The organism is Pseudomonas sp. (genome assembly GCF_030150285.1).
In the GTDB taxonomy this organism is placed as follows: domain Bacteria; phylum Pseudomonadota; class Gammaproteobacteria; order Pseudomonadales; family Pseudomonadaceae; genus Aquipseudomonas.
On record NZ_JASLGE010000032.1, the window covers coordinates 75,676 to 100,775 of the forward strand.

A 25,100-nucleotide genomic window follows, 5' to 3' on the forward strand; every position below is an offset into this window, starting at 1 on the left:
GCGCCGGTCGAATTCGACGGGACAACCCGCGATGGCGAGCGCTGGCCGTGGTTTAAGAAGGTTAGAAACATGCGTGTTCTGATTGCCGAAAACGATTACCCGCTCTACACCCGACTCCTGCAAAAAGCCGCGCCGGGCCTGGAGATTCTCTCCAGCGGTGATTCGGCGCAGCTTTCGCAAATGGCCGCTGATTGCCCGGTGTGGCTGGGGCAGCCGGACCTGCTGGCGACCCTGCTGCGTCAGGGGCATACCCCACGCTGGGTGCAGTCGACTTGGGCGGGGATTACACCGTTACTGGCCGAAGGCGTACCGCGTGATTATCGTTTGAGCCGTGCGGTCGGTATTTTCGGTCAGGTGATGGCCGAGTACGTGTTGACCTACATGCTCGGCCACGAGCGTGAAGTCATGGCGCGTCTGGTGAGCCAGGTGGAACGCAAGTGGGACGGTCGCTTGGGCCAAAGCCTGGTGGGGCGCAAGGTGCTGATTGTGGGCGCGGGCGATATCGGCCAGACAGTGGCTCAGTTTCTGCAGCCGTTTGGCGTTGAAACCTACGCCATTGCCAGCCGTGTGCGTGAACTGGCACCGTTTAAAGAAGTGGGCGTATTGAGCGACCTGCCGCGGTTGGTCGGGCAAATGGACTATGTGGTCAACCTGTTGCCCAACACCCCGGACACCCATGACTTGTACGACGCCGAACTGTTTGCGCTATTCAATCCGACGGGCGTGTTTATCAACGCCGGGCGCGGCGTTGCGGTGGTCGATGCTGACCTGGTTGAAGCGTTGCGCCTGGGCCATTTGGCCGGTGCGGTCATTGATGTGTGCCGCCAGGAACCGTTACCGGCCAAACATCCGTTCTGGACGGCCTGGGGCTTGTTGTTAACGGGCCACAGCTCGGCACCGACATCGCCGCCGATGATGGTGCAGCTGTTTGTCGAAAACCTGAGCGCGTATCAACAAGGACAGCCGTTGCGCGGCGAAGTGGATTTTGAACGCGGCTACTGACGCGCAACAGAATCCTTGGGCAGCGACTACCCACCGGTAGTCGTTGACGCGCTTTGCGAGGCTACGTCCGGCGCCGAAGGCGTCTTGAACCCCGGTCAAACCCGGGACTCAGCGTTTACGCTTGCTTGGCAACCAGACGCAGCCTTGTTCCTTCGGCAACGAATACGAGGGAATCGTTACAGGCTGAAATCGCCTTCTGCCACGCGGGTGCTCAGGGGCTCGCGCTGGCTGGGCACTTCCTTGGCTTGCAGGTAATCCACCAGGCGGGTTTTGTCGCCAATCTTGCCGATGGCCACCATCGCTTGCACCTCATAACCCTCGGGGATTTTCAGTTCTTGGCGCGCGCGTTCGTAGTCCAGACCGCTCATGCCGTGGGTGTGCCAGCCGCTCAAGTGCGCTTGCAGCGCCAGGTAGCCCCAGGCTGCGCCAGTGTCGAAAGCGTGGGTGGGGGCCGGTTTTTCTTCGGTGGTGCCCGGTGTGGCAAACGTGGTTTTCGACACGATCACCACCAGCGCAGCGGCGTGCTTGGCCCAGCCCTGGTTGAATTCCACCAGCAGTTTCAGGTAACGGTCAAAGTCCGGTGTGCCGCGCAAGGCGAACAGGAAACGCCACGGTTGGGCGTTGTAAGCCGACGGTGCCCACCGCGCCGCTTCGAAAAAACTCAGCAGCGTCGGTTTGTCGATCGGGGTGTCGTCAAAGGCGCGGGGCGACCAGCGCTGAGTAAATTGTTCATCAATCGCGTGTTCGGCAATGCGGTGTGAGGCTGGCATTCGAGTGTCCTGAGTTGAATGTAATGGGTTAAGACCGGGCATAAAGCTACTGTTATGCCATGCGACTGACAAGTCTGACGGCCAGCCCTTGGCCCACGGGCCTTTGGGCACTAGACTGGCGGCCTTTTCCACTCCCTGATGTTGATGTTCGAACCATGGCCGCAATCGTTCAACCCTTCTGGATCCGCAAAACCCTTGACCAACTGGATCAGGAGGAATGGGAGTCGCTGTGCGACGGCTGCGGATTGTGCTGTTTGCAAAAGCTCGAAGATGAAGACGACAACAGCGTCTACTACACGCGCATTGCCTGCAAACTGCTCGATCTGAAAACCTGTCAGTGCACCGACTACCCCAACCGTCGCGACAGCGTGCCGGACTGCATCCAGCTGTCACCGGGCAAGGCCGAGTCGTTCAAGTGGCTGCCTGTAACCTGCGGCTACCGTCTGGTCAGCGAGCGTAAGGACTTGCCACTGTGGCACCCCTTGGTCTGTGGTGACCCTGAAGCCGTGCACCATGAGCGTATTTCCCAATCAGGCCGCATGCTTGCCGAAGGCAGCGTGTCGGAAGACGACTGGGAAGATCATCTGATTTTTCGCGCCGGTTAACTGCCGGAGCGGTCGCGAAGGAGTGTCTATGCCGCTGCGTTTTAAAGGGCTTGCCGGGTTGGGCCTGCTGCTGTTGATCAGCGGCGGCCCCGTGTGGGCGGCCAAAAAGGTCGATCTGGACTACCACGTTCGCCTGTTGCCCGAGAGCAATCAGGCCGAAGTGCGCCTTACGCTGGGCGACGGCGCGGTGGTGCGCAGCCTGGAGTTCGACCTGGGTGCGCCGGGCAACTACACCGACTTCAAGGCAGACGGCCCGTGGAAGCTGACACCCGACGCCCAGCACAGCCGGGGCCTGTGGCACCCGGAGGCGGGCAAGGCCAGCCTGACCTACCGCGTGCAATTGGACCATCAATACCCGAACGGCAGCTACCAAACGCGGATCACGCCCAAGTGGGCCCTGTTTCGCGGTGAGCAACTCGTCCCCCCCGCCACCCTTGATCAGCAGGACGGTATCGAATGGGCCTCACGCCTGGCCTTCGAGTTGCCAGAGGGCTGGAAAAGCGTTGAAACCGCCTGGCCGCGTATTGGCAAACAACGTTTTCGCATCGATGACGTGACACGGGTCTTCGACCGCCCGACGGGCTGGATGCTCGCGGGCACGCTGGGCAGCCGCCGCACCACCCTGGGTGAAACCGAAGTCACCGTTGCCGCGCCGCAAGGGCAGGGTATGCGGCGTATGGACGTGCTGACCTTACTGACATTCGTCTGGCCTCAGGTCCAGGCCGTGTTCCCGCGCAACCCGGCCAAGTTGTTGATCGTGGGCGCTGGCAGCCCGATGTGGAAAGGCAGCGCTGCGGCGCGCAATTCGATCTACCTCTCCAGCAGCTTGCCGATGGTCAGCGAAAATGGCAGCAGCCCATTGTTGCGCGAAGTGGTGCAACTGTTTAGCGACATCAATGCTGAGCCGGGCCATGAGTGGATCAGCGAAGGCTTGAGCGAGTACTACGCCATTGAACTGATGCGCCGGGCCGGTGGCATGAGCGACGAGCGCTACCAAACCTTGCAACACCGTCTCAATGCGGCGGGCAAAGGGGTTACGCGCCTGCGCGGCACACCGGCCAGCGTCGCGACGGTGGCGCGTTCGGTCACCCTGTTGCAGGCGCTCGACCGTGAGATACGCCTGCACACCCACAGCAAGCGTTCGCTGGACGATGTGAGCCAAGCGTTGATGCGAGCGGGTAAGGTCAACACCCAGTCGTTTATTCAACTCAGCGAAAGCGTGCTGGGCAGTGGTTCTGACGTGCTTGATACCTCATTACTGCGCTGACCGCGCTCGGCCTCCTCCCGATCAGCAGCGACTACACAACCCGTAGCAGTTGACGAGTAGAACGAGGCTACGTCCGGCGGCGAAGCCGTCGTGAAACCAGACAGCGCGGTGTTCCTGTTAGATCCGGGATTCAGGTTTTACGATCGCTGCGCAATCGGGCGTAGCCTCGCATGGCTCGGCAACTGCTACGGAACACGCCGCACGCGCTGTTGATTTTGATTTTCAAGACCCTTTCGGTCTCCCGGGAGGGCAGGTAGGTCAACATCACGACCGCTTTCTGTGTTTTTTACGACTTCTTTACGAACCAACATCCCTCTCGATCTCGATCCTTTACGCCCTCATTCCACACACTCTTCCTACACGCGGCAGTCGCCGCTTTTGGGAGTTTTGGCATGGGCGTTCTGGATGGGGTGTCGCTGCTGTTGGCAGCCGGGCTGTTCGTTTATCTGCTGGTGGCGCTGTTGCGCGCCGGTCAGCATTAGGAGCCGCCATGCACATTTATGACTATGCGCTGGTTCTGGCGTTTTTCGGGTTGGTGTTGCTGCCAGCACCGTGGCTGGGGCGGTTTTACTTCAGGGTGATGGAAGGCCAACGCACTTGGCTGACCCCGCTGCTCGGCCCTGTGGAAAGGGCCTGTTATCGCGTCGCCGGGGTCGACCCCGGCACCGAGCACACTTGGCAGCAGTACGCCCGGGCCTTGTTGGCGTTCAATCTCGCCGGCTTTGTGTTGTTGTTTGCGATTCTGCTGTTTCAGCAGTACCTGCCCCTCAACCCGCAACACTTGCCAGGGCAGGCGTGGACGCAAGCGTTCAACACGGCGGTGAGTTTTGTCACCAACACCAATTGGCAAAGTTACAGCGGCGAAGCCTCGCTCAGCTATTTCAGCCAAATGGCCGGGCTGACCGTGCAGAACTTTGTCAGCGCCGCGACGGGCCTGGCCGTGCTGGTGGCGCTGTGCCGTGGTATCAGCCGGCGTTCGGCTCATACGCTGGGTAACTTTTGGGCCGATATGACCCGCGCCACGCTCTACGGCCTGTTGCCGCTGTGCCTGGTGCTGGCGCTGGTGTTGGTGTGGCAGGGCGTGCCGCAAACCTTCGCCCAGTATGCGAACGCTTTGACGCTGCAAGGTGTGGATCAGGTGATCCCGCTCGGCCCGGCCGCCAGTCAGATTGCGATCAAACAACTGGGTACCAACGGCGGCGGCTTTTTCGGGGTGAATTCGGCGCATCCGTTCGAGAACCCAAGCGCCTGGAGCAATCTGTTCGAGGTAGCTTCGATCATCCTGATACCTGTGGCGCTGGTGTTTACCTTCGGTCATTACGTCAAGGATCTGCGCCAAAGCCGCGCCATTCTGGCCTGCATGCTGACGCTGTTTTTGATCGGTGGCGGCACTGCGCTGTACGCCGAATACCAGCCTAACCCGGCCCTGAACAGCCCGCAGGTGGAGCACACCGCACCGCTGGAAGGCAAGGAAGTGCGCTTCGGCACCACGGGCAGCGTGTTGTGGGCCACGACCACGACCGCCGCGTCCAATGGTTCGGTCAATGCGATGCATGACAGCCTCAGCCCCCTCAGCGGAATGGTGGCGCTGGTCAATATGATGGTCGGCGAAGTGATTTTCGGCGGCGTGGGGGCAGGGCTTTACGGCATGTTGCTTAACGTGTTGATCGCGGTGTTTTTGGCCGGGCTGATGATTGGCCGCACGCCGGAATACCTCGGCAAAAAGCTGCAAGCCAGGGATGTGCAACTGCTGGTGGTCACGTTGTTGGTGATGCCCGTGGGCGTGCTGGTGCTGGGTGCGATTGCTACGGCGGTACCGGGTGCCATGGCCTCGGTGAGCAACCCCGGCCCGCACGGCTTCAGCCAGGTGCTGTACGCCTTTACCTCGGCCAGCGCCAATAACGGTTCGGCGTTTGCCGGGCTCAATGCCAATACGCCGTTTTACAACCTGATGCTGGGGGTGGGCATGTTGATTGGCCGCTTCGGTTACATCTTGCCAGTGCTGGCGCTGGCGGGCGGCCTGGCGATCAAGAAAGCCGCGCCGCTCGACCCGAACAGTTTTGCGACCCACGGCCCGCTGTTTGTCGTGCTGTTAACCGTGACCATCGTGTTGGTGGGTGGCCTGACGTTCCTGCCGACATTGGCCCTGGGGCCGATAGCGGAACAACTGACTTTGGGTTTCTGAGGAGACGATGATGACTCTGCCTGCGCCTGTTTCACTTAAATCTGCGCCTGATAATCAGGTACCCGAAGCCCCGAAAACGGCCTTTGCGCACCTCTGGCGGCCCGCCCTGCTGCAAGCGTTTGTGAAGCTGGACCCGCGCCAGCTCAAACGCTCGCCGGTGATGCTGGTGGTCGAATTGACCGCCATGTTCACCACCGTGTTGTGCGTGGTGCCCGACCCGCTCGTGCCCACCGGGGTGGCGGTGCAAATCGCCGTGTGGCTGTGGTTCACCGTGTTGTTTGCCAACTTCGCCGAAGCTTTGGCCGAGGGCCGGGGCAAGGCCCGCGCTGACAGCCTCAAGGCGGGCAGTGTTGGCTTGAGTGCGCGGCGGCGCATGGCTGACGGTAGCTATGAAGTCGTGGCGGCCACCCGTTTGCGCAAGGGCGATGTGGTCCGCGTTGAAGCCGGGGAAATGATCCCCGGCGATGGCGAAGTCATCGAAGGCATCGCAGCGGTCAACGAAGCGGCAATTACCGGCGAGTCGGCCCCGGTGATACGAGAGTCGGGGGGCGATCGCTCGGCAGTCACGGGCAATACCCGGCTGGTGTCGGATTGGCTACTGGTGAGCATCAGCGCCAACCCCGGCGAGTCGACCCTGGACCGCATGATCGCGCTGGTGGAGGGGGCCAAACGGCAGAAAACCCCCAATGAAGTGGCGCTGGATATTCTGCTGATCGGCCTGACCCTGATCTTTTTGATCGTGGTCGTGACGCTGCAACCCTTTGCGGCGTTCTCGGGGGGGCGCTTGCCGCTGGTGTTTTTGGTGGCGCTGCTGGTCACGCTGATTCCCACCACCATTGGCGGCTTGCTGTCGGCCATCGGTATAGCCGGTATGGACCGCCTGGTGCGCCTGAACGTGATCGCCAAATCCGGGCGCGCAGTGGAGGCGGCGGGGGACGTGCATGTGTTGCTGCTGGACAAGACCGGCACCATCACCTTTGGCAATCGCCGTTGCAGTGCGCTGTATGCGGCTCCGGGTATCAGTGCCCAGGCGTTGGCCGAAGGCGCGCTGCTGGCGTCGCTGGCGGACGAAACGGCGGAAGGTAAATCCATCGTCGAATTTATCGCTCACCACTACCCCCTGGCGCAGCCGTCGGTGGCGGACTTCACCGCCGTACCGTTCACCGCTGAAACGCGTCTGTCGGGCATCGATTGGCACGGCCGGGTGTATCGCAAAGGCGCGGTGGATTCGGTGCTGGCGTTTGTCGGCCTGGACCGCAGTGCCGTGCCCACCAGCCTGGCGCGTGACATCGAGCAGATTGCGCAAAGCGGTGGCACGCCGTTGTTGGTGTGCGCCGAGGGCCAACTGCTGGGGGCCGTGCACCTCAAGGACGTGGTCAAGCCCGGTATACGCGAGCGGTTTGCCGAGTTGCGCAAGCTGGGCATCCGCACCGTGATGGTCACCGGTGACAACCCGCTGACTGCCGCCGCCATTGCCGCCGAAGCGGGCGTGGACGACGTGCTGGCCGAGGCCACGCCCGAGAAAAAACTGGCGCGTATTCGTCACGAACAAAACGACGGCCGACTGGTTGCCATGTGTGGCGACGGTGCCAACGATGCCCCGGCGCTGGCCCAGGCCGATGTGGGCATGGCGATGAACGATGGCACCCAGGCCGCCCGCGAGGCCGCGAATATGGTCGACCTGGACAGCGACCCGACCAAGCTGCTGGATGTGGTGCAAATCGGCAAGGAGTTGCTGGTGACACGGGGCGCGCTGACCACATTTTCGATTGCCAATGACGTGGCCAAATACTTTGCCATTCTGCCCGCGCTGTTTGCCTCGGTTTACCCGCCATTGGCGGTGCTTAACGTGATGCACCTGGCCAGCCCGCAGAGCGCCATCCTGTCGGCCATTGTCTTTAACGCATTGATTATTGTGCTGTTGATTCCGCTGGCGTTGCGCGGGGTACGGGTGCAGGCCAGCAGTGCCGCGCAATTGCTGCGCCGCAACGTACTGATTTATGGCGTGGGCGGGCTGGTGGTGCCGTTCGTGGGCATCAAACTGATCGACCTGTTGCTCACTGCGCTGCACCTGGTTTAACCCTGGAGAAATTGCCCATGATGACTTTATTACGCCCGGCCCTGAGCCTGATGCTGTTGATGACGGCCATTACCGGGGTGGTGTACCCGCTGACCGTGACGGGCATTGCGCAACTGGCTTTCCCTGAGCAGGCCAACGGCAGTTTGCTGCGTGACAGTGTTGGTGCCGTGCGCGGTTCACGTTTGATCGCGCAGGACTTCACCGGGGAGGCGTGGTTTCAGCCACGGCCGTCAGCGGGGGCGTTTGCCACCGTGCCCAGCGCTGCCAGTAACCTGGCCCCGAGTAACCCGGCGCTGGCAACGCGCATCAAGGACAGCGCAGCGACATGGGCCGTGGCCGGCCAGGGCCCGGTGCCGATGGCTTTACTGACCACCTCGGGCAGCGGCCTCGACCCGCACTTGCCACCCGAGGCAATACGCTATCAACTGGCACGTGTTGCCGCCGCGCGCCACCTGCCGGTGCAGGCCGTCGAACAGCTCGTGGCCGCACACACCGAGCAACCCTGGGTAGGACCGCCGGTGGTGAACGTGCTGCTGCTGAACCAGGCACTGGCCGAGCTCAACCGCTGACCTGTGTTTACAACGTGTAGTCCACCGCGCGTTACGCGGGGGGCTACAGGTGGGGTGCCCGCTCTGGCACCCCAAGACGTATAAGGACATCCCATGAATGATTCCGGTCGCGCCGATGCGCTGTTAGCTGATTTGCCCCGGGCAGGCCGTGGCCGGCTCAAGGTGTTTCTGGGGGCGGCACCCGGCGTGGGCAAAACCTATGCCCTGTTGCAGGCCGCTCATGCACAGGTGCGCCAGGGCATCAAGGTGATCGCTGGCGTGATCGAAACCCACGGTCGCGCCGAAACCGAGGCGCTGCTGAACGGGTTGGCGCAACAGCCCTTGCTGCGCTCTGAGTACCGCGGGGTGCCGCTCGAAGAGATGGACCTTGATGGGTTGTTGCAGGCCCGGCCGGCCTTGGTGCTGGTGGATGAACTGGCTCACAGCAACGCGCCTGGCAGCCGTCATGCCAAACGCTGGCAGGACGTGCAAGAGCTGTTGGCCGCCGGGATCGACGTGTACACCACCGTCAACGTGCAGCATCTGGAAAGCCTGAACGACCAGGTGCGGGGTATCACCGGGGTGCAGGTGCGCGAAACCGTGCCCGACTGGGTGGTGCAGGAAGCCTATGAACTGTTGCTCATCGACTTGCCGCCGCGTGAACTGCTGGAGCGCTTGCGCGACGGCAAGGTGTATGTGCCCGAGCAGGCGCGTGCGGCCATTGATGCGTTCTTTAGCCAGACCAACCTCAATGCCCTGCGCGAATTGGCGATGCAGACCGCCGCCGTGTACGTCGACGATGAACTGGACAAGGGCTACCGCCAATTGGGCCAGGCCGCGCCGGCTTTGCGCGGGCGGTTGTTGGTGGGGATCAAGGGCGACGTGCATGCCGAGCGCCTGGTGCGCCACGCCAGCCGAGTGGCGGAGCGTCGGCATCTGCCCTGGAGCCTGGTGTCGGTGGATAACGGCAGCGCACAGGATGAACAATCGCGCTTGCGCCTGCAAAGCGCTCAGCAACTGGCAGAGCGCCTGGGGGGCGAGGTGGTGCTGTTGCGCGCCGGTGAAGTCGCCAAAACCCTGATCCTGCACGCCCGTGAACGCCGCGCCAGCCTGTTGCTGGTGGGGCAATCGCGGCCCTCGTGGCGCCGACGGGTGTTTGGCGGCGGGTTGGCGGCGCGGTTATTGCGCGATGCCCATGGCCTGGAAATCAACGTGCTCGACAACGAGCCCACGCTGCACACGGGCCCCGGCCGCCGTAGCCCTTCACTGAGGGGGTTTGACTATGGCCTGGCGGTGCTGGCCACGCTGCTGGCCAGTGCCTTGGCCTGGGGCGTGTCCAGTGTGCTGGCATTGCCCAATATCTCACTGGTGTTTCTGGCCGCCGTGCTGCTGGTGGCCGTGCGCAGCAGCCTGGGGCCAGCGCTGGCCTGTGCGGCGCTGTCGTTTTTGGCCTATGACTTTTTGTTTATTCCGCCTAACTTCTCGCTGAGCATCCAGCGCGAAGAGGATGTGCTGACGCTGTTGTTCTTCCTGCTGATGGCCGCTCTGACCGGCAACCTGGCGGCCCGGCAACGGCGGCAGTTGCAGGCATTGCGCGACACTCAGCAGGAAACCACCGAGCTGCTCGACCTGTCGCGCCGGCTCACCGCCGCCACCGATCGCCAGGCGGTGATCACGGCCGCCGCCCAGCATTTGAGCGGCTGGAAAAGCGTGCATCTGTGTTTGCTCAACCGCGATGGCAACGCCGGCTGGACGGTCGAGACGGGTGGCCCGCTGACGTTCAGCGAGGCGGAGCGGGCCGCCGCCGACTGGGCCTGGGCCCATGACCAACCTGCAGGCCATGGCACGGGCACCTTGCCGATGGGCCGCTGGTGGTGGTGGCCATTGACGGTGGACAGTGCGCCGTTGGCCTTGCTTGGGGTGTGCCCCAAAGACGGCCAGCCGTTCAGTGATCAGCATCGGCGATTATTGATGGCGCTCAGCCAGCCGCTGGCCCAGGCGCTGGCCCGTGCTCAGTTGGCGCAAGACCTGGAAGCCGCACGGCTGCATGGTGAAACCGAACAGTTGCGCAGCGCGTTGCTGGCCTCGGTGTCACACGACTTGCGCACACCGCTGACCACCATGCGCGGCAGCATCGACACGTTGCTGGCGCTGGGCGAGGCGATCCCGCTGGCCGACCGGCGCGACTTGCTCGAAGGCACCCGCGACGAAGCCGAACGGCTGGACCGCTACATTCAGAACCTGCTGGACATGACCCGCCTGGGCCACGGAGCCTTGAAACTGGCCCGCGACTGGGTGTCTCCTGCCGACATCGTGGGCAGCGCGTTGAACCGTCTGCGTGCAGTGCTGGCACCGTTGCAGGTGCGCGTGGCGGTGCCCGCGCCATTGCCGCTGCTGCATGTCCACGCGGCCCTGATCGAGCAGGCGCTGGTGAACGTGCTGGAAAACGCGGCCCGCTTTTCCCCGCCCCATGGTGTGTTGCAGTTGAGTGCCGGGGCGGATGCGGGTGAGCTGTGGTTTGCCGTCAGTGATCAGGGGCCGGGCATTCCCGAAGCCGACCGCGCCCGGATTTTCGACATGTTTTACACCGCCGCACGGGGGGACCGTGGCGGCCAGGGCACGGGGCTGGGCCTGGCGATTTGCCAGGGCATGGTCGGTGCCCATGGCGGGCGCATCACCGTGGGCGCGGGCATCGACGGCCAGGGCACCTGCATCACCCTGTATTTACCGTTGGCGCAACAACCGGCCGCTGATGAAGAGGTCGATCCCGATCGCTGATATTCTTTTGCCCTTCCTTTGCCGCGATGAGAAACCATGAGCCAGCCTGCAACCGTACTGGTCATCGACGACGAGCCACAGATTCGCAAGTTTTTGCGCATCAGCCTGGTCTCCCAGGGCTACACCGTGCTGGAGGCTGCAACCGGCGAGCAAGGGCTGAGCCAGGCCGCGTTGGGGCGACCGGACGTGGTGGTGCTGGACCTGGGCCTGCCAGACATGGACGGCCAGCAAGTGCTGCGCGACTTGCGCGAGTGGTCGGGCGTGCCGGTGCTGGTGCTGTCGGTGCGCGCCAGTGAAACGCAAAAAGTCGAGGCATTGGACAACGGGGCCAACGACTACGTGACCAAGCCCTTCGGGATTCAGGAGTTTTTGGCGCGCATCCGCGCGCTGTTGCGCCAGGCCCCCGGCGCAGAGCCCCACGCGGGTGCGATTGAGCGGGGCCCCTTGAGCATCGACCTGGCCTTTCGCCGCGTACTGCTGGAGGGCGTTGAAGTGCCCTTGACCCGCAAGGAATACGCTGTACTCGCGCAACTGGCGCAGCACCCGGGGCGGGTGATTACCCAACAGCAACTGTTGACGGCCATCTGGGGCCCTAGCCACGTTGAAAACACCCATTACCTGCGCATCGTGGTCGGGCATTTGCGGCAAAAACTGGCGGATGACCCCACTCGGCCGCGTTTTATCGCCACGGAAGCCGGCGTGGGGTATCGCTTGCTGGATTAATGCGCGTCGCGCTCGTAGCGGTCCAGGGTGTCGCGGGCAATTTCGCGGCCCAGTGCGATAAGTTCCGGTGCCTTGTAAAACTCGAAAAACCGGCAGGCGCGCTTGGGCACGTTGATCAGAATATCGGGCGGGTAACCGGCGATCTTGTATTGCGCCAGAGACGTTTGCATCACCTCGAAACTCTGGTTGACCAAGTCCAGCAGCGAGGCCGCACCGACGTTGTCGATGATAAACGAGCCGGTCGCGGATTTCGGCGCACCCTCTGCGGTGGGCGCTGCTGTCGCTTGCTCGCAGGTGCCCCGTGGCGGCTGTAGCCAGGGGTCGACTGTTTCGCTGGGGGCCGGCTTGAGCATTTCGCGCTCCAGATCGAGCAGGTCCTGGGCGTGTTTGTTGCGAAACGGCAGGTGCGAGCCGAGGGATGTCATGAGGTTGTCAAAGCGGCTTTTGAAGGCGGGTGTGCGGGGAATGACCGGCAATTGGTAGCCGTTCTGCTGGGTGGAGTTGAGGTTGACGGCGATGATCAGGTCACAGTGGCTGGACACCACCGGCACGATCGGTAACGGGTTAAGCAGGCCGCCGTCCACCAGCATGCGGTTGCCTTGCATCACCGGGGTGAAGAGGCTGGGGATCGCCGCCGAGGCGCGCATGGCTTGATGCAGGCAGCCTTCCTGAAACCAGATCTCCTGTTGGTGAGTGAGGTCGGTGGCGACGGCGGTGTAGGGAATGCGCAGGTCTTCGATATTGATCTCGCCGACGATATTGCGGATTTGGCCGAAGACTTTCTCGCCGCGAATGGCCCCCAGGCGAAAACTGACATCCACCAGCCGTAACACATCGAGATAATCCAGGCTTTGAATCCAGTCGCGGTACAGATCAAGCTTGCCGGCGGCGTAGATGCCGCCGACCACCGCGCCCATTGAACAGCCCGCGATGCAGGCGATGTCGTAACCGCGGCTTTCGAGTTCTTCAATGACCCCGATATGCGCATAACCCCTGGCACCGCCAGAACCCAACACCAATGCGATCCGCTTTTTCATGAGTCGATCCTTCGCCAGTCAGACGTTCACAATGCCCTTTTGTGCGCTACAGCGACAGCCCGTTGCATTTTCCCCCTTTAGGCTAGAGTGATGGGGGTTACCGGGCACTTTTTGACAGGTTGCCCGTCTTAGCCTGCACTGAATACCAATCGTGAGGAAATCAGCATGAAAGCATGGATGTGTTTGCCCTTGATGGTCATTGCTTTGGCCGGGTGTGCGGGTAAAGCCGCTTATCGCGACAGTTGCGCCACGCAACTGGATGCGGCCTGGCATGAGCTGGACTTGGCCAAGGCCGAAGGGTTTGCCGGCACGATCAGTTATTCCAAGGCGTTTTCCTTGCTGACGGCCGCCAAAACCCAGCAACAGTTCGAAGCGTTCGAAGGCTGTACAAGCAAGGCCGAAAAAGCGCGTTTCTATATTCGTGAGTCCCGTGCGGGGCGTTAAGTCAATGTGGGTTGGGGAGGGTAAGGATGTCTGAGTGGGCTGACCGGATTGCGGCAGTGGTGGTACGCCTGGAGGTCAAATTGTTGGCCTGCCAGGCGCGTTTGCAAGCTGATACCGACCCTGAAGCGCTGCACGATTTGCGTACCACCGTACGTCGACTGCGCAGCGTTTTAAGGCCCTTGCGTGGTTTGCCGGGGGTTTTGCAACTGGAGATGGCGGCCGCCGGGGTTGGCCGCTTCACCACGCCGCTGCGCGACCGTGAAGTGCTGGGAGCCTGGTTGCAGGCGCACGGCTATGCACCGTTGGCGGCCAAGTACCTGCAGTCGCGTACCGCCACGTATGCCACCGTGGCCGAGAGCGCCGAACTGGCGCAGTTGTTGATGATTGTGGATGTTTTTCCGCGTTTTCTGCGGGCGGCCGAGCGTGAAGGTTTGCTGCGCGGCTTGCGTCAACGCATCGAGAAGGTCCTGGAAAAACAATGGCGCACCCTGGAAAAGGCCCTGAATGATCCGGGCCACGACCGGCACCGCGTGCGGCTGTTGATCAAGCGCGTGCGCTACGCCGCCCAGGCCTACCCCGACCTGGATCACCTGCCGCCGTTGGTGATCGAGCGGCTCAAGGCCGCGCAACAGGCCTTGGGCGAATGGCATGACGCTTGGCAGTGGTTGTTGCAGGCCGAGCAGCAGCCAGACTTGCAACCGTGTGTTGCAAAGTGGCGGGCAGCGTTGGAGGCGGGCGAGAAAAACGCCGACCGTGCACTGGTGAAGCTCAGCGCCGCCTGTTTTCACGCCTAGAATGGCCGATATAGACGCTGTGCACAGGTTGGCGGGTGGGTAGTATGACCGGCTCTCAATGGACGTCGAGGTGGTTATGCAGTTCTCTGAATTGATCCAGGCGGTTCGCCGCAATGCATCCAGCGTCATCATTCCCGCCGATTGGGGGCAGGGGCGGGCCAGTTTTGGCGGCCTGGTGGTGGCTTTGCAGTATGAAGCCATGCGGGCGCAGGTCGCTGTAGAGCGCGCCCTGCGTTCATTGTCGGTGAGTTTTGTAGGCCCGGTGGAACCTGAAGTTCCCGTCAGCTTTGAGGTCGAGGTGCTGCGCGAAGGCAAGGCGGTCACCCAAGTGTTGGGCCGCGTGGTGCAAAACGGCGCGGTAGTGACGTTGGTACAAGGCAGTTTTGGTGCGGCCCGCGAATCGGCCGCGCGCATTGATGGCCAGCCGGCACCGTCCATGAAACCGGAAGGCGACTGCCCGCTGTTGCCCTACATCAAAGGCATAACCCCGGAATTTATGCGCCACCTATCGATGGGATGGGCGGTGGGGGCTTTGCCGTTTACTGGCCAGGGTGGCCGTGAGATGGGCGGGTGGGTGCGCCTGGCGGGCGATGTGCCGGATGAGCCCGTGACCGAAACCCATCTGCTGGCGCTGGTGGACGCTTGGCCACCGGCGTTGTTGCCGCTGTTGAGCAGGCCTGCCGCCGGCAGCACATTGACCTGGACCCTTGAGTTTGTGCAGCCATTGCCCGCCGTCAGCACCTTGCAAGCATGCCAATACTTGGCCGTGATCGACCATGCCCGTGACGGTTACGGCCATGTCGCGGCCAACCTGTGGGCCCCGTCTGGCGAGCTGATAGCAATCAGCCGCCAGACGGTCACCGTTTTCGGCTGAATCAAAAGGCCTTGCTGGACGCGTCCTTGGTTTCGCTCGTGCGGGCTTGACGTTGCAAGGCCAGTGCACCAAACAGGGCGATCAGGCCAATCACCGCGCTGCTGGCGTTGGCGCTGAAAATGCCGGAGGCCAACAGCAAAAAGGCCACGACCATGATACCGGCGCCCATCAGATGAGCCGCCTGACTCGCTGCACGCGGATGGCGCTGTGGGTTGGAGCGCCATTGCCAGGCGGGTAAGTGAGGATGACGTTTGCCCATGATTGTTCTCCTTGTTCGAGGGTTCAGCCTTGGCTGAACCGGATGAACAAAGAATAGGGGCGCAAAGCGGCGACTGCGAATCGACAATGGCTATTGGCCTTATAGCTTTAACTGACCAATGGCCCGGTTCAGTTCACCCGCCAGTGTGGCCAACTGGCTGCTGGTGGTGGCCGAGTCGACGGTCTGCTGCACGGTGTTTTCCGTAACGTCGCGAATACTCACGACCGCTCGGGTCATTTCTTCCGCCACCTGGCTTTGCTGCTCGGCGGCGACGGCGATTTGCGTATTGCTCTCACGCATACGGGCCACGGCATCGGTGATGTCGGCCAGCGCCGCGCCGGCTTCCTGAGCCTGTTGCACGCAGTCATCGGCCTTGAACGAACTTTCCTGCATAAAGTCCACCGCGTCGCGGGTACCCGATTGCAACGCCTGGACCATTAACGTGATCTCGTCGGTGGAGGTTTGTACGCGTTTGGCCAAGTGCCGCACTTCATCGGCCACCACGGCAAACCCGCGCCCCATCTCACCGGCCCGTGCGGCCTCAATGGCGGCGTTCAAGGCCAGCAGGTTGGTTTGCTCGGCAATGCTGTGAATCACGCTGACCACGCCGTTGATCTTCTGGCTGTCCTGGGCGAGTTTCTGGATCATTTCGGCGGTGCTTTGCACCCCCGTGGACAGGCTGGCGATGGACTGCTGCACGCGGCTGACTACCTGTTGCCCGCTGCCCGCCAGAGTGTCGGCGGTTTGCGAGAGGTCGCGGGTGGCCCCCGCGTGCTGAGCGATATGGTGCACGGTGGCGGACATTTCGTTGATCGCGGTGGCGGCCTGATCGGTTTCGCTTTGCTGGCCGAGCATGCCGTGGCGCACCTCGTCCATGCTGCTGGCCAGGCGGGCGGCTCCTGCATCCAGTTGCGCGGCGGTGTCGGCCACGGTGCTGACCACCCGCTGGTAACCGGCCTGCATGGCGTTAAAGGCGCTGGCCATTTGCCCCACTTCATCGGCGCAGGCCAGGGGCACACGGGCGGACAGGTCGCCGGTGCTCTCCACATGCAGCATCACGTCTTTCAAGGTGTTGAGCTGGCTGAGCAGAAAGCGGATCAGCAATTGCGACGCCGCCAGCATGGCCAGCATCAGGATCAGCACGGCCGCCGCGTAGTGAGGCAAGCGGTCGACAAACACGTGGGCCAGGCTGGGCGCATAGGCCAGCACGGCGGCTTTTTGCCCGTCTGCCCGGGTCAGCACGTCGCCACCCAGCAGCAGGTCTGAGCCGAACGTAGACGGGGGGTTGAAGGCGGCCCAGCCGTTGGCGTGACGCAACTGCGCCAGTTGCAGCTCACTGAGGCCGGGCACTGGCGTGCTATCGAGCAACACCACGTGCTCGTTTTGCGGCAAGGGCTGGTTCGCGGGCCAGGCCTTGAGCAGGTGCGCCTGGGCCTGGGCACTGCTCTGGGCGGCCTGGCTGCGCGATTGCTGTTCCAGTTGCACGGCGTACAGCACCAGCAGCAAGGTGGTCACAAAGGCAACCGCGTTGACGGCCCAGAATTTGTATTTGAGCGAGATGTTGCTAAGCCAGGTACCCATGGAAGGTCTTCTCTGATTTGGCGGAAACACTATTGGCAAGGTGCCATTATTGTGCCGCTATTCAGTACAGGCTTGTTGATATGAGTCAAGGTCACAGTGGAGCCACCGGCAGTCGTCGCTACAGGAGGGCTGGCAGGCCGAAAAAGCGGCGGGCGCACGCAGTGGTGTGGGCGGCCAGGTCGGCTTCGCTTTCGCCGCGATGGCGCGCGACTTCGCGCAGCACTTCGGGCAAGTAGGCCGGCTCGTTGCGTCCGCTTTTGGGTTTGGGCCGCAAGGTGCGTGGCAGCAGGTACGGCGCATCGCTTTCCAGCATCAGCCGGCCACGGGGGATCTCGCGCACCAGCGGGTGCAAGTGCGTGCCGCGACGTTCATCGCAAATCCAGCCGGTGATGCCGATGTGCAGGTCCAGGTCGAGGTAGCTGAACAGGGCGTCTTTTTCGCCGGTAAAACAGTGCACCACTGCAGCGGGCAAGTGGTCGCGGTAGTCCTGCAGGATTTCCAGTAGCCGTGGGTTGGCATCGCGTTCATGCAGGAACACCGGCAACTGCAAGTCAACCGCCAGTGCCAAGTGGTACTCCAGCACCTTTTCCTGTTGCGCGCGGGGCGAGAAGTCGCGGTTGAAGTCCAGCCCGCATTCGCCCACGGCGCGGACGTTGGGGGCCTGGAGCAAGGCTTGCAAGCGCTGGGCGCTGTCGCTGTTCCAGTCGCTGGCCGAGTGGGGGTGAATACCGGCCGTGGCAAACAGCCGTTGGCCGCTTTCGTCCAGTGCGCGGCACAGGTTCAAAGCCTGTTCGCTGCCGTCGACGCTGGTGCCGGTGAGCACCAGTTGTGCCACGCCAGCCGTATACGCACGTTCCAGCACCGCTTCGTGCTTGCCGTCGAAGGCGGAGTTGGTCAGGTTGACGCCGATATCGATGAGTTGCATGGTGCTACCTCAGGCCACAGGCCGCGAAGCATATCAGAGCTGTAGATTTATAAGAAAAATCAAGAACTACAGACAGTTATGGTTGTCTTTGAATGCCGCAACAACGTAATGCCCCGTACGCCACAGGGCGCATTTATCGTTTTGCGTGCTGTTTTCAGCGCCGAAAACCCCGAAAAGGGGCGACCGATTGTCGGGTAATCTGACAGGGTGCTGGGCTGTATTCTTTCCGGAGAACGGATGACAAGACCCACGCTTTTGCTTGCGCTGTGCCTGCTGCTGTTGCCCTTACCGGCACTGGCGCGCCTGGCTGGCCCGCTACAGGTCGGGCAGCCGAGTCAGGTTCGCGATCTGGCTCAAATTCGCAGCAGCCAGGTGCTGCGGGTGCTGGTCAACCAAAGCCGCAACAGTTCCGGCGAAGTGCAGGGCCAGGCCATCGGCGTGGAATACCACCGGCTGCGGGCTTTTGAACACTACCTCAACCAGCGCGCCCGCGATGGTCATGAAATCACTCTCAAGATTATCCCGACCCCCAAGGACCAATTGCTGGGCGCGTTAATGCGCGGGGAGGGCGACCTGGTTGCCCCCGGCGAATTGATCGATGCGCCGCCCAGCCATGCCATCAGCCCCAGCAACCCGATTATCGATGACGTGCCCTTACTGCTGGTGGGGGTGAAAGGTGAGCATCGTTATACCCGTTTCGAACAACTGTCAGGCCGCACGCTGGCCCTTACCACGGGCAGCGCCGCGGGGGCGGCGGTCAATGCGATCAATCAAAAACTGGCGCTGCGCAAATTACCGCCGGTGAAGATCGAATGGGTGGACCCCAGCCTGGCCGTAGAGGATGTGCTGGAAATGGTGCAAGCCGGCATTTTTCACCTGACCATCGTTGAGCAGCCGATTGCTGAGCGCTGGGCCACGCTGATGCCCAAACTGCGTTTCGACCGCAAGGTGCTGGTCAGCGAACCGACAGCGATGCGCTGGTATGTACGGCGCGATGCCTCCATGTTACGTGCCAGCATTGATCAGTTTCTGACCCGTTATACGGCCCCCGACGATCAGGATGTGGCGTTTGAACGGGTGTATCGGCGGCTCTACCGGGTGCATTACCCCTTGGCCCATGCAGACCGCCAGAAGCTGGAAAAGCTGCGCCCGGTATTGCAAAAACACGCGAGCCAGCAAGGTATGGACTGGTTGAACCTGGCCGCGCTGGCGTTCAAGGAATCGGCCCTTAACCCGGCCGCCAAAGGCTCGGGCGGGGCCACGGGCCTGCTGCAAATCACCTCGGCCGCCGCTCAGCGCGTGGGGGTCAATAACATTCAAAATGTCGACAGCAATGTACAGGCCGGGGCCAAGTACCTGGCCATGATCCGCCGCACGTTCTTTTCCAGCCCCAAACTCAACGAGCGAGAGCGCATGGCGTTTGTGCTGGCGGCCTACAACATGGGGCCGGAACGCGTGCAGAGCATGCGGGCTGAAGCCAGGCGACGGGGTTTGAACCCCAACAAATGGTTCTTTCAAGTTGAGCGTATCGCGATGGAACAAGTGGGAATGGGGGCCGTCAGCTATGTTAATAGCGTGAACAAGTACTACTTGGCCTTTGACCGCGAGCGGGACTCGCTGGAGCCCTTGAAGCCTGAACGGGTTGCCCGAAAATAATCGAATAACTTGATTGTTTTGTCAGGGTTTTTCGGCTTTTAGTAATGGTTTATTCGATTAGTATGCTGTCCATTCCCATCTGACTGAAAGGGCTTCGCCATGAGCAAATTGATCCACACCGTTTTGAACACTCGCGCGGGTTATGGGCTGACGGTTTTGCGTATTTTTGTCGGCATTATTTTTGCGGCCCACGGTTCGCAAAAACTGTTTGGCTGGTTCGGCGGCAATGGTCTTGCGGCCACTGCACAATGGATGGAAAGCATCGGCCTGGCCCCCGGCACGTTGATGGCCCTGATGGCCGGCGGCACCGAGTTCTTCGGTGGCTTGGCGTTGATCATCGGTTTGCTGGCCCGCCCGGCGGCGCTGGGGTTGTCGTTTACCCTGCTGGTGGCGATTTTCTCGGTGCATATCCACAACGGCCTGTTCATGGCCAATAACGGTTATGAGTTTGCCCTGGCGCTGCTGGGTGGCACGCTCGCGGTGTTGATTGAAGGGGCGGGCAAAATCTCCCTTGATCGGGCCATTGCTGACTGAGGCTAGCGTGTGTGCAGAGGGGGCCGCGCAATCGGCTCTTTCGATTAAACGGCAGGTCAAAAGATCGCGAGCAAGCTCGCGCCTGCGCAGCGGTGTTGTGTGTGGCCTGAGCGGCCCGTGTAAACGTGATTGTTGACAGTTGTAACCCGGTTTCTCTAGGATGTTTCTTGCGCCGATTTAAACAGCTACTTGCGGGGCGCCGAGGCTTGATACAGGTCTCCAAATACCGCTAAAGCGCTGGTTCGGTGTTGCCTCTCACCTGCCACGCAGAAACTTGAGGCGGAGAACCGATTCATGAGTCAGCCACATCCCCTTGTACGTCTGGTGCCGGTCACGGCTCCTGTCAGCTTGCGCAACCCCAAAATTCTGTTAGGCGGCAATCATCAGCCAACGCTGTTGCGTTATCTGGATGGGTGGCCACGCCGAAAAGGCCGCGCTTCGGCCTTTTTGATTCAGTTTGCGCAAGCCGGTGACAATCTCGAGCGTTTTGCCAGTAATCACTTCGACCTGGCGGTTATTCAGTCGCCGGGTGCCGAGTTGGCCGAGCAGGTCATTCGCAACCTGGTCCGTGTGTCGCGCCAGGGGTTGATTGCCCTGCGCTAAGGCGCTCGCAACAGCAGCAGTGGGCGGCTGACCCCGCCGGCCCACTGCTAAATATCGCCGCTGAGCGTGCTGCGGGCCGGGCTAGTGCAGAATTTGCCCGAGAAACAGCTTGGTCCTCTCGTTTTGAGGGTGGTCGAAGAACACGTCGGGCTTGGCCTGTTCAACGATTTCGCCCTTGTCCATGAAGATCACCCGATCTGCGACGGTTCGTGCGAAGTTCATTTCGTGGGTGACGCACAACATGGTCATGCCGTCCTGGGCCAGGCCCACCATGGTGTCCAGTACCTCTTTGACCATCTCTGGGTCCAGGGCAGATGTCGGCTCGTCGAACAGCATGATTTTCGGTTTCATGCACAACGCCCGCGCAATCGCCACCCGCTGTTGCTGGCCCCCGGACAATTGGCCGGGGTACTTGTGCGCCTGTTCCGGGATCCGTACGCGCTCCAGGTAATGCATGGCAATTTCTTCAGCCTGGCGCTTGGGCGTTTTGCGCACCCACATGGGGGCAAGCGTGCAGTTTTGTAGAATCGTCAGGTGCGGGAACAGGTTGAAGTGCTGAAAGACCATACCGACTTCGCTGCGAATGGCCTCGATCTGTTTCAGGTCTTGGGTGAGCTCGATACCGTCGACAATAATGCGGCCTGCCTGGTGCTCTTCCAGGCGGTTGATGCAGCGGATGGTCGTGGATTTGCCGGAACCCGAAGGGCCGCACAACACGATGCGCTCGCCCTTTTTGACGGTGAGGTTAATGTCTTTGAGTACATGAAACTGGCCGTACCATTTGTTCACGGCCTGCAGCTGGATGATGGTTTCGCCGGTGGTTTCTTTCAGGGCTTGAGACATGATTGATTCCTAATTTTTATGGCCGGTATCGAGCGTGCGTTCCAGGTGAACGGAGTAGCGCGACATACCAAAACAAAAGATCCAGAACACCAGAGCAGCAAACACATAGCCTTCGGTGGCCATGCCCAGCCACTTGGGGTCAGAAGCCGCTTGTTTGACGCTGTTGAGCAGGTCGAACAGGCCGATGACGATGACCAGGCTGGTGTCTTTGAACAGCGCGATAAAGGTGTTCACGATGCCCGGAATCACCAGTTTCAAGGCTTGCGGCAGCACCACCAGGCCCATGCTTCGCCAGTAGCCCAGGCCCATGGCCGCTGCCGCTTCGTATTGCCCTTTGGGTATGGCCTGCAGGCCGCCACGCACCACCTCAGCCACATACGCCGACTGGAACAGAATTACGCCAATCAGCGCGCGCAGCAGCTTGTCGAAACTCATGCCCTCGGGCAGGAACAGCGGCAACATCACCGACGACATAAACAGCACCGTGATCAACGGCACGCCGCGCCAGAATTCGATGAAGGTGACGCATACCACCTTGATCGCCGGCATGTGCGAGCGCCGCCCCAGTGCCAGGATGATGCCCAGCGGCAAGGCCCCGGCGATGCCCACCGTGGCGATGACCAGGGTCAGCATCAGGCCGCCCCATTGGCTGGTTGCCACTTGGCTAAGGCCCAGCACGCCGCCGTGCAGCAAGCCGTAAGCGATGACCGGGTACACCACCAGGAAGCTCAGCCCGTACACCGTTTTGTGCGAGAAGCGCGAAATAAACAGAGGCGCTGCGCCGATGATCGCCAGCAACACCGTGGTATCGACGCGCCAGCGTTGTTCGAACGGGTAATAGCCGTACATGAACTGGCCAAAGCGTTGTTGGATAAACACCCAGCACGCGCCTTCTTTTGTGCAGTCGGCGCGGGTGGTGCCGACCCAGTTGGCATCGACAATCGACCAGCTCAGCAAGGGCGGCAACACCAGCCACACCAGGTACAGCGCGAACAGGGTCAGTAGCGTGTTCAGCCAGTTGGAGAACAGATTCGCCCGCATCCAGGCCAAGGGGCCGACGCTGGTCGTGGGCGGCGGCAGGTCAGGTTTAAAGGTGTGTGCGCTCATGGCCAACCCTTATCGCTCAATTAGCGCAATGCGCTTGTTGTAGAGGTTCATCAGCATCGAGATGGAAATGCTGATAGCGAGGTAGACGCTCATCGTGATCGCAATCACTTCAATGGCCTGGCCTGTCTGGTTCAGCACCGTACCGGCAAACAGCGAAACCATTTCGGGGTAACCGATACCGGCGGCCAGCGACGAGTTTTTGACCAGGTTGAGGTACTGGTTGGTGAGTGGCGGGATGATCACCCGCAGGGCTTGCGGAATAATCACCTTTGACAGCATCGGCCCGGGGCGCAGCCCCAGTGAACGCGCAGCTTCGGTTTGGCCGTGGCTGACCGACTTGATGCCCGAGCGCACGATTTCCGCAATAAAGGCGGCGGTGTAGACCGTGAGCGCCAGGGTCAGCGCCAGCAGCTCCGGGATCAGCACCCAGCCGCCGACGAAATTGAAGCCCTTGAGCTCCGGGACTTGCCAGTGAACCGGGCTGCCCCACAGCAGAACGCTGAGGGTCGGCAGCACGAGCACCAGCGCCAGGCTTGCCCATACCTTGTGAAACGGCTGGCCGGTGGCTTCAAACCGCCGGGTGGCCCAGCGGCACATCAGTGCCGAGGCGACGATTGCGAGGGCCAGGCTGGCCCAAAAAGGCCAGGCACCGTCTGCGGGTAGGGCCGCCGGCATGTTCAGCCCGCGGCTGCTGACGAAAAACACCTCCATAAACCCGTGGGCATTGCGCGGGCCGGGCATTGAGAGGAACACGGCGAAGTACCAGAACAGAATTTGCAGCAGAGGCGGGATATTGCGAAAGACCTCGACATACACCGTGGCCAGTTTGCTGATCAACCAGTTGGGCGAGAGCCGGGCGATGCCGATCACGAAGCCTAGAACCGTGGCCAGCACCACACCGATGGCCGACACCAGCAACGTATTGAGCAAGCCAATGAGGAAGACCCGCGCATAGGAGTCGGACTCGGTGTAGTCAATCAGGTGTTGTGCAATACCGAAGCCGGCCGTGTTCTGCAGAAAATCGAAGCCGGTGGTGATGCCGCGGTGCATCAGGTTGGTGTAGGTGTTGTGGTAGAGCATCCAGCCGAACGCGACGACCGCTATCACGGTCAGCAACTGGAAAATCAAGGCCCGTGTGGCGGGGTTGGCCAAAGAGAAACGAGGCCTGGTAACGATTTGAGTGTGCATGCAGCGCCCCCTGAAAGACAGGCGAAGGGACAGTGCCCGGCAGCTCACTGCCGGGCGAGCGAAGGTCAGCGTACCGGTGGGCCGTATTGAAGCCCGCCCTGGGTCCACAGGGCGTTCAGGCCGCGTTTGATCTTCAAATCGCTGCCAGCCCCGAGGTTGCGGTCAAAGGATTCGCCGTAGTTGCCCACTTGCGCCACGATTTTCGCCGCCCAGTCATTGGGCAGGTTCAGGTCTTTGCCGAGGGTGCCCTCGGTGCCGAGCAACCGCGCAATGTCCGGGTTTTTGGACGATTTGATCATCTCGCCGACGTTCTTGGAGGTAATGCCCAGCTCTTCGGCATTGAGCATGGCGGCCAGCGACCAGCGCACCACGGTGAACCATTCGTCATCGCCTCTGCGCACGGCCGGGGTCAGGGGCTCTTTGGAAATCACCTCGGGCAGCACGATAAAGTCATCGGGTGCCGAGAGTTTCAGGCGTTGCCCGTAAAGCTGCGACTGATCGGTCGTGAGCACATCGCACCGCCCGGATTCCAGCGCCTTGAAGCTTTCGTCCGAGGTATCAAAGGTGATGGGGGTGAACTTCATGCCGTTGCTGCGGAAGTAGTCCGCCAGGTTCAGTTCAGTCACGGTGCCGGCCTGGATGCAGAACGTGGCGCCGTCCAGTTCCTTGGCGCTGTTCACGCCCAGTTTTTTGTTCACCAGGAACCCCTGCCCGTCGTAGTAGGCCACGCTGGTAAACAGGATGCCCATGCCGCCGTCGCGCGAAGATGTCCAGGTGGTGCTGCGCGACAGCATGTCGACTTCACCGGACTGAAGCGCGGTCAGCCGCTCTTTGGCGGTCAATTGGGTGTATTTGACCTTGTTGGAGTCGCCCAAGACCGCCGCGGCGACAGCGCGGCAGACATCCACGTCGAACCCATGAAAGTTGCCTTTGGCGTCTGCAAACGAGAAGCCGGGCAGGCCGTCGCTGATACCGCATTGCACGAAGCCTTTCTTTTTCACGTTATCCAGGGTTGCGCCCGCATGGGCGTTCAGGGCAAACACCGTGCCCAGGGTCAGGCACGCTACCGTTGAGGCCAGTTTCAACCGCTTGTTTTCTCGTTTCATTGCAGTGCTCTCATGTTTGTGGGGGGTAAGTGCTAAATCCGCGCTCAGCCAGGCCAAGGCCTGGCGTGCAGGCGTAGTGTTCAACATCAAAACGGGGAGGGCAGAAACAAGAGCCAGGCCTCAGGGAGCCCGGCAAAGGCTGAATGTTTTTTTATGAGTGGGCATGGTTGTCTTCTTATTGTTATGTCGGC

The 25,100-nt window shown here is 61.5% G+C and carries 24 protein-coding genes; 15 read left to right on the forward strand and 9 right to left on the reverse strand.

The features are described from left to right. Window positions 1-69 precede the first annotated feature (69 nt). Entirely contained in the window at window positions 70-1,002 is a 933-nt protein-coding gene (locus Q1W15_RS07035) for a D-2-hydroxyacid dehydrogenase (protein WP_300725475.1), read from the forward strand. Window positions 1,003-1,178: 176 nt separating this feature from the next. Here Q1W15_RS07035 and Q1W15_RS07040 read toward each other — a convergent pair whose 3' ends face one another. Next, window positions 1,179-1,772 carry a nitroreductase family protein gene (locus Q1W15_RS07040; protein ID WP_300725477.1) on the reverse strand — a complete coding sequence of 198 codons (594 nt, stop codon included), beginning with the start codon at window positions 1,770-1,772 and terminating at the stop codon, window positions 1,179-1,181. Between the two features lie 155 nt (window positions 1,773-1,927). On the opposite strand from Q1W15_RS07040, the gene Q1W15_RS07045 reads away from it, so the two are divergent. The 8 genes from Q1W15_RS07045 (at window position 1,928) to Q1W15_RS07080 (ending at window position 11,958) form a co-directional block, all read left to right on the forward strand. After that, window positions 1,928-2,377, forward strand: a complete 450-nt coding sequence (locus Q1W15_RS07045; protein WP_300725479.1) for a YcgN family cysteine cluster protein — start codon at window positions 1,928-1,930, stop codon at window positions 2,375-2,377. 28 nt (window positions 2,378-2,405) lie between these two features. Further along, window positions 2,406-3,644, forward strand: coding sequence for a hypothetical protein (locus tag Q1W15_RS07050; protein ID WP_300725481.1), 1,239 nt, complete (start codon window positions 2,406-2,408; stop codon window positions 3,642-3,644). Window positions 3,645-4,036: 392 nt separating this feature from the next. After that, a complete protein-coding gene (gene kdpF / locus Q1W15_RS07055; RefSeq protein ID WP_300725483.1) occupies window positions 4,037-4,126 on the forward strand; it encodes a K(+)-transporting ATPase subunit F in 90 nt (29 codons plus the stop codon). Window positions 4,127-4,134: 8 nt separating this feature from the next. Continuing rightward, window positions 4,135-5,829, forward strand: a complete 1,695-nt coding sequence (kdpA, locus tag Q1W15_RS07060; protein ID WP_300725485.1) for a potassium-transporting ATPase subunit KdpA — start codon at window positions 4,135-4,137, stop codon at window positions 5,827-5,829. Window positions 5,830-5,839: 10 nt separating this feature from the next. Further along, window positions 5,840-7,909, forward strand: coding sequence for a potassium-transporting ATPase subunit KdpB (kdpB, locus tag Q1W15_RS07065; protein ID WP_300725487.1), 2,070 nt, complete (start codon window positions 5,840-5,842; stop codon window positions 7,907-7,909). A gap of 17 nt (window positions 7,910-7,926) precedes the next feature. Continuing rightward, the gene (gene kdpC, locus Q1W15_RS07070) at window positions 7,927-8,478 is read left to right on the forward strand and encodes a potassium-transporting ATPase subunit KdpC (RefSeq protein WP_300725489.1); all 552 of its coding nucleotides are present in this window, start codon (window positions 7,927-7,929) and stop codon (window positions 8,476-8,478) included. 93 nt (window positions 8,479-8,571) lie between these two features. Beyond that, entirely contained in the window at window positions 8,572-11,235 is a 2,664-nt protein-coding gene (locus Q1W15_RS07075) for a sensor histidine kinase KdpD (protein ID WP_300725491.1), read from the forward strand. A gap of 36 nt (window positions 11,236-11,271) precedes the next feature. Continuing rightward, window positions 11,272-11,958 carry a response regulator gene (locus Q1W15_RS07080; RefSeq protein ID WP_300725493.1) on the forward strand — a complete coding sequence of 229 codons (687 nt, stop codon included), beginning with the start codon at window positions 11,272-11,274 and terminating at the stop codon, window positions 11,956-11,958. Here Q1W15_RS07080 and Q1W15_RS07085 read toward each other — a convergent pair. After that, on the reverse strand, window positions 11,955-12,995 hold the full coding sequence (locus Q1W15_RS07085) for a patatin-like phospholipase family protein (RefSeq protein WP_300725495.1): 1,041 nt from the start codon (window positions 12,993-12,995) through the stop codon (window positions 11,955-11,957). The two genes, Q1W15_RS07080 and Q1W15_RS07085, sit on opposite strands and share 4 nt — an antisense overlap. 165 nt (window positions 12,996-13,160) lie before the next feature. Here Q1W15_RS07085 and Q1W15_RS07090 point away from each other — a divergent pair, with 165 nt between their 5' ends. The 3 genes from Q1W15_RS07090 to Q1W15_RS07100 all read left to right on the forward strand — a co-directional run bounded on the left by Q1W15_RS07090 (window position 13,161) and on the right by Q1W15_RS07100 (window position 15,107). Next, the gene (locus tag Q1W15_RS07090) at window positions 13,161-13,439 is read left to right on the forward strand and encodes a hypothetical protein (protein ID WP_300725497.1); all 279 of its coding nucleotides are present in this window, start codon (window positions 13,161-13,163) and stop codon (window positions 13,437-13,439) included. A gap of 26 nt (window positions 13,440-13,465) precedes the next feature. Continuing rightward, on the forward strand, window positions 13,466-14,233 hold the full coding sequence (locus tag Q1W15_RS07095) for a CHAD domain-containing protein (protein WP_300725499.1): 768 nt from the start codon (window positions 13,466-13,468) through the stop codon (window positions 14,231-14,233). A gap of 76 nt (window positions 14,234-14,309) precedes the next feature. Then, window positions 14,310-15,107, forward strand: a complete 798-nt coding sequence (locus Q1W15_RS07100) for an acyl-CoA thioesterase II (RefSeq protein WP_300725501.1) — start codon at window positions 14,310-14,312, stop codon at window positions 15,105-15,107. 1 nt (window position 15,108) lies between these two features. On the opposite strand, the gene Q1W15_RS07105 is transcribed toward Q1W15_RS07100, so the two are convergent. The 3 genes from Q1W15_RS07105 to Q1W15_RS07115 all read right to left on the reverse strand — a co-directional run bounded on the left by Q1W15_RS07105 (window position 15,109) and on the right by Q1W15_RS07115 (window position 17,872). Then, the gene (locus tag Q1W15_RS07105; RefSeq protein WP_300725503.1) at window positions 15,109-15,366 is read right to left on the reverse strand and encodes a terminase; all 258 of its coding nucleotides are present in this window, start codon (window positions 15,364-15,366) and stop codon (window positions 15,109-15,111) included. Between the two features lie 99 nt (window positions 15,367-15,465). Further along, window positions 15,466-16,947 (reverse strand): methyl-accepting chemotaxis protein, encoded by a 1,482-nt coding sequence (locus tag Q1W15_RS07110; protein ID WP_300725505.1) that lies wholly within the window; start codon window positions 16,945-16,947, stop codon window positions 15,466-15,468. Window positions 16,948-17,065: 118 nt separating this feature from the next. Then, a complete protein-coding gene (locus tag Q1W15_RS07115; RefSeq protein ID WP_300725507.1) occupies window positions 17,066-17,872 on the reverse strand; it encodes a TatD family hydrolase in 807 nt (268 codons plus the stop codon). A gap of 237 nt (window positions 17,873-18,109) precedes the next feature. Here Q1W15_RS07115 and Q1W15_RS07120 point away from each other — a divergent pair, with 237 nt between their 5' ends. The 3 genes from Q1W15_RS07120 to Q1W15_RS07130 all read left to right on the forward strand — a co-directional run bounded on the left by Q1W15_RS07120 (window position 18,110) and on the right by Q1W15_RS07130 (window position 20,665). Beyond that, the gene (locus tag Q1W15_RS07120) at window positions 18,110-19,528 is read left to right on the forward strand and encodes a transglycosylase SLT domain-containing protein (protein WP_300725508.1); all 1,419 of its coding nucleotides are present in this window, start codon (window positions 18,110-18,112) and stop codon (window positions 19,526-19,528) included. Window positions 19,529-19,627: 99 nt separating this feature from the next. After that, entirely contained in the window at window positions 19,628-20,062 is a 435-nt protein-coding gene (locus tag Q1W15_RS07125; RefSeq protein ID WP_300725510.1) for a DoxX family protein, read from the forward strand. Window positions 20,063-20,356: 294 nt separating this feature from the next. Continuing rightward, window positions 20,357-20,665, forward strand: coding sequence for a class I SAM-dependent methyltransferase (locus Q1W15_RS07130; protein ID WP_300725512.1), 309 nt, complete (start codon window positions 20,357-20,359; stop codon window positions 20,663-20,665). Between the two features lie 81 nt (window positions 20,666-20,746). On the opposite strand, the gene Q1W15_RS07135 is transcribed toward Q1W15_RS07130, so the two are convergent. From Q1W15_RS07135 to Q1W15_RS07150, 4 genes are all read right to left on the reverse strand, one after another. After that, complete coding sequence (locus Q1W15_RS07135) at window positions 20,747-21,508, reverse strand: amino acid ABC transporter ATP-binding protein (RefSeq protein ID WP_300725515.1); 762 nt, start codon at window positions 21,506-21,508, stop codon at window positions 20,747-20,749. Window positions 21,509-21,517: 9 nt separating this feature from the next. After that, window positions 21,518-22,615 carry an amino acid ABC transporter permease gene (locus Q1W15_RS07140; RefSeq protein ID WP_300725517.1) on the reverse strand — a complete coding sequence of 366 codons (1,098 nt, stop codon included), beginning with the start codon at window positions 22,613-22,615 and terminating at the stop codon, window positions 21,518-21,520. Between the two features lie 9 nt (window positions 22,616-22,624). Continuing rightward, window positions 22,625-23,803: an amino acid ABC transporter permease gene (locus Q1W15_RS07145; RefSeq protein WP_300725519.1), complete on the reverse strand. Its 1,179-nt coding sequence runs from the start codon at window positions 23,801-23,803 to the stop codon at window positions 22,625-22,627. A gap of 65 nt (window positions 23,804-23,868) precedes the next feature. Continuing rightward, window positions 23,869-24,888: an amino acid ABC transporter substrate-binding protein gene (locus tag Q1W15_RS07150; RefSeq protein ID WP_300725714.1), complete on the reverse strand. Its 1,020-nt coding sequence runs from the start codon at window positions 24,886-24,888 to the stop codon at window positions 23,869-23,871. Window positions 24,889-25,100 lie beyond the last annotated feature (212 nt).

Excerpts from the sequence above, each read along its gene's own strand:
- Q1W15_RS07135 (WP_300725515.1), bottom strand. The coding sequence starts at position 21,508 with ATGTCTCAAGCCCTGAAAGAAACCACCGGCGAAACCATCATCCAGCTG.
- Q1W15_RS07125 (WP_300725510.1), top strand. The coding sequence starts at position 19,628 with ATGAGCAAATTGATCCACACCGTTTTGAACACTCGCGCGGGTTATGGG.
- Q1W15_RS07130 (WP_300725512.1), top strand. The coding sequence starts at position 20,357 with ATGAGTCAGCCACATCCCCTTGTACGTCTGGTGCCGGTCACGGCTCCT.
- Q1W15_RS07105 (WP_300725503.1), bottom strand. The coding sequence starts at position 15,366 with ATGGGCAAACGTCATCCTCACTTACCCGCCTGGCAATGGCGCTCCAAC.
- Q1W15_RS07115 (WP_300725507.1), bottom strand. The coding sequence starts at position 17,872 with ATGCAACTCATCGATATCGGCGTCAACCTGACCAACTCCGCCTTCGAC.
- Q1W15_RS07140 (WP_300725517.1), bottom strand. The coding sequence starts at position 22,615 with ATGAGCGCACACACCTTTAAACCTGACCTGCCGCCGCCCACGACCAGC.
- Q1W15_RS07110 (WP_300725505.1), bottom strand. The coding sequence starts at position 16,947 with ATGGGTACCTGGCTTAGCAACATCTCGCTCAAATACAAATTCTGGGCC.
- Q1W15_RS07045 (WP_300725479.1), top strand. The coding sequence starts at position 1,928 with ATGGCCGCAATCGTTCAACCCTTCTGGATCCGCAAAACCCTTGACCAA.
- kdpF (WP_300725483.1), top strand. The coding sequence starts at position 4,037 with ATGGGCGTTCTGGATGGGGTGTCGCTGCTGTTGGCAGCCGGGCTGTTC.
- Q1W15_RS07040 (WP_300725477.1), bottom strand. The coding sequence starts at position 1,772 with ATGCCAGCCTCACACCGCATTGCCGAACACGCGATTGATGAACAATTT.
- Q1W15_RS07120 (WP_300725508.1), top strand. The coding sequence starts at position 18,110 with ATGACAAGACCCACGCTTTTGCTTGCGCTGTGCCTGCTGCTGTTGCCC.
- Q1W15_RS07100 (WP_300725501.1), top strand. The coding sequence starts at position 14,310 with ATGCAGTTCTCTGAATTGATCCAGGCGGTTCGCCGCAATGCATCCAGC.
- Q1W15_RS07090 (WP_300725497.1), top strand. The coding sequence starts at position 13,161 with ATGAAAGCATGGATGTGTTTGCCCTTGATGGTCATTGCTTTGGCCGGG.
- kdpB (WP_300725487.1), top strand. The coding sequence starts at position 5,840 with ATGACTCTGCCTGCGCCTGTTTCACTTAAATCTGCGCCTGATAATCAG.
- Q1W15_RS07080 (WP_300725493.1), top strand. The coding sequence starts at position 11,272 with ATGAGCCAGCCTGCAACCGTACTGGTCATCGACGACGAGCCACAGATT.
- Q1W15_RS07145 (WP_300725519.1), bottom strand. The coding sequence starts at position 23,803 with ATGCACACTCAAATCGTTACCAGGCCTCGTTTCTCTTTGGCCAACCCC.
- kdpC (WP_300725489.1), top strand. The coding sequence starts at position 7,927 with ATGATGACTTTATTACGCCCGGCCCTGAGCCTGATGCTGTTGATGACG.
- kdpA (WP_300725485.1), top strand. The coding sequence starts at position 4,135 with ATGCACATTTATGACTATGCGCTGGTTCTGGCGTTTTTCGGGTTGGTG.
- Q1W15_RS07095 (WP_300725499.1), top strand. The coding sequence starts at position 13,466 with ATGTCTGAGTGGGCTGACCGGATTGCGGCAGTGGTGGTACGCCTGGAG.
- Q1W15_RS07050 (WP_300725481.1), top strand. The coding sequence starts at position 2,406 with ATGCCGCTGCGTTTTAAAGGGCTTGCCGGGTTGGGCCTGCTGCTGTTG.
- Q1W15_RS07035 (WP_300725475.1), top strand. The coding sequence starts at position 70 with ATGCGTGTTCTGATTGCCGAAAACGATTACCCGCTCTACACCCGACTC.
- Q1W15_RS07075 (WP_300725491.1), top strand. The coding sequence starts at position 8,572 with ATGAATGATTCCGGTCGCGCCGATGCGCTGTTAGCTGATTTGCCCCGG.
- Q1W15_RS07085 (WP_300725495.1), bottom strand. The coding sequence starts at position 12,995 with ATGAAAAAGCGGATCGCATTGGTGTTGGGTTCTGGCGGTGCCAGGGGT.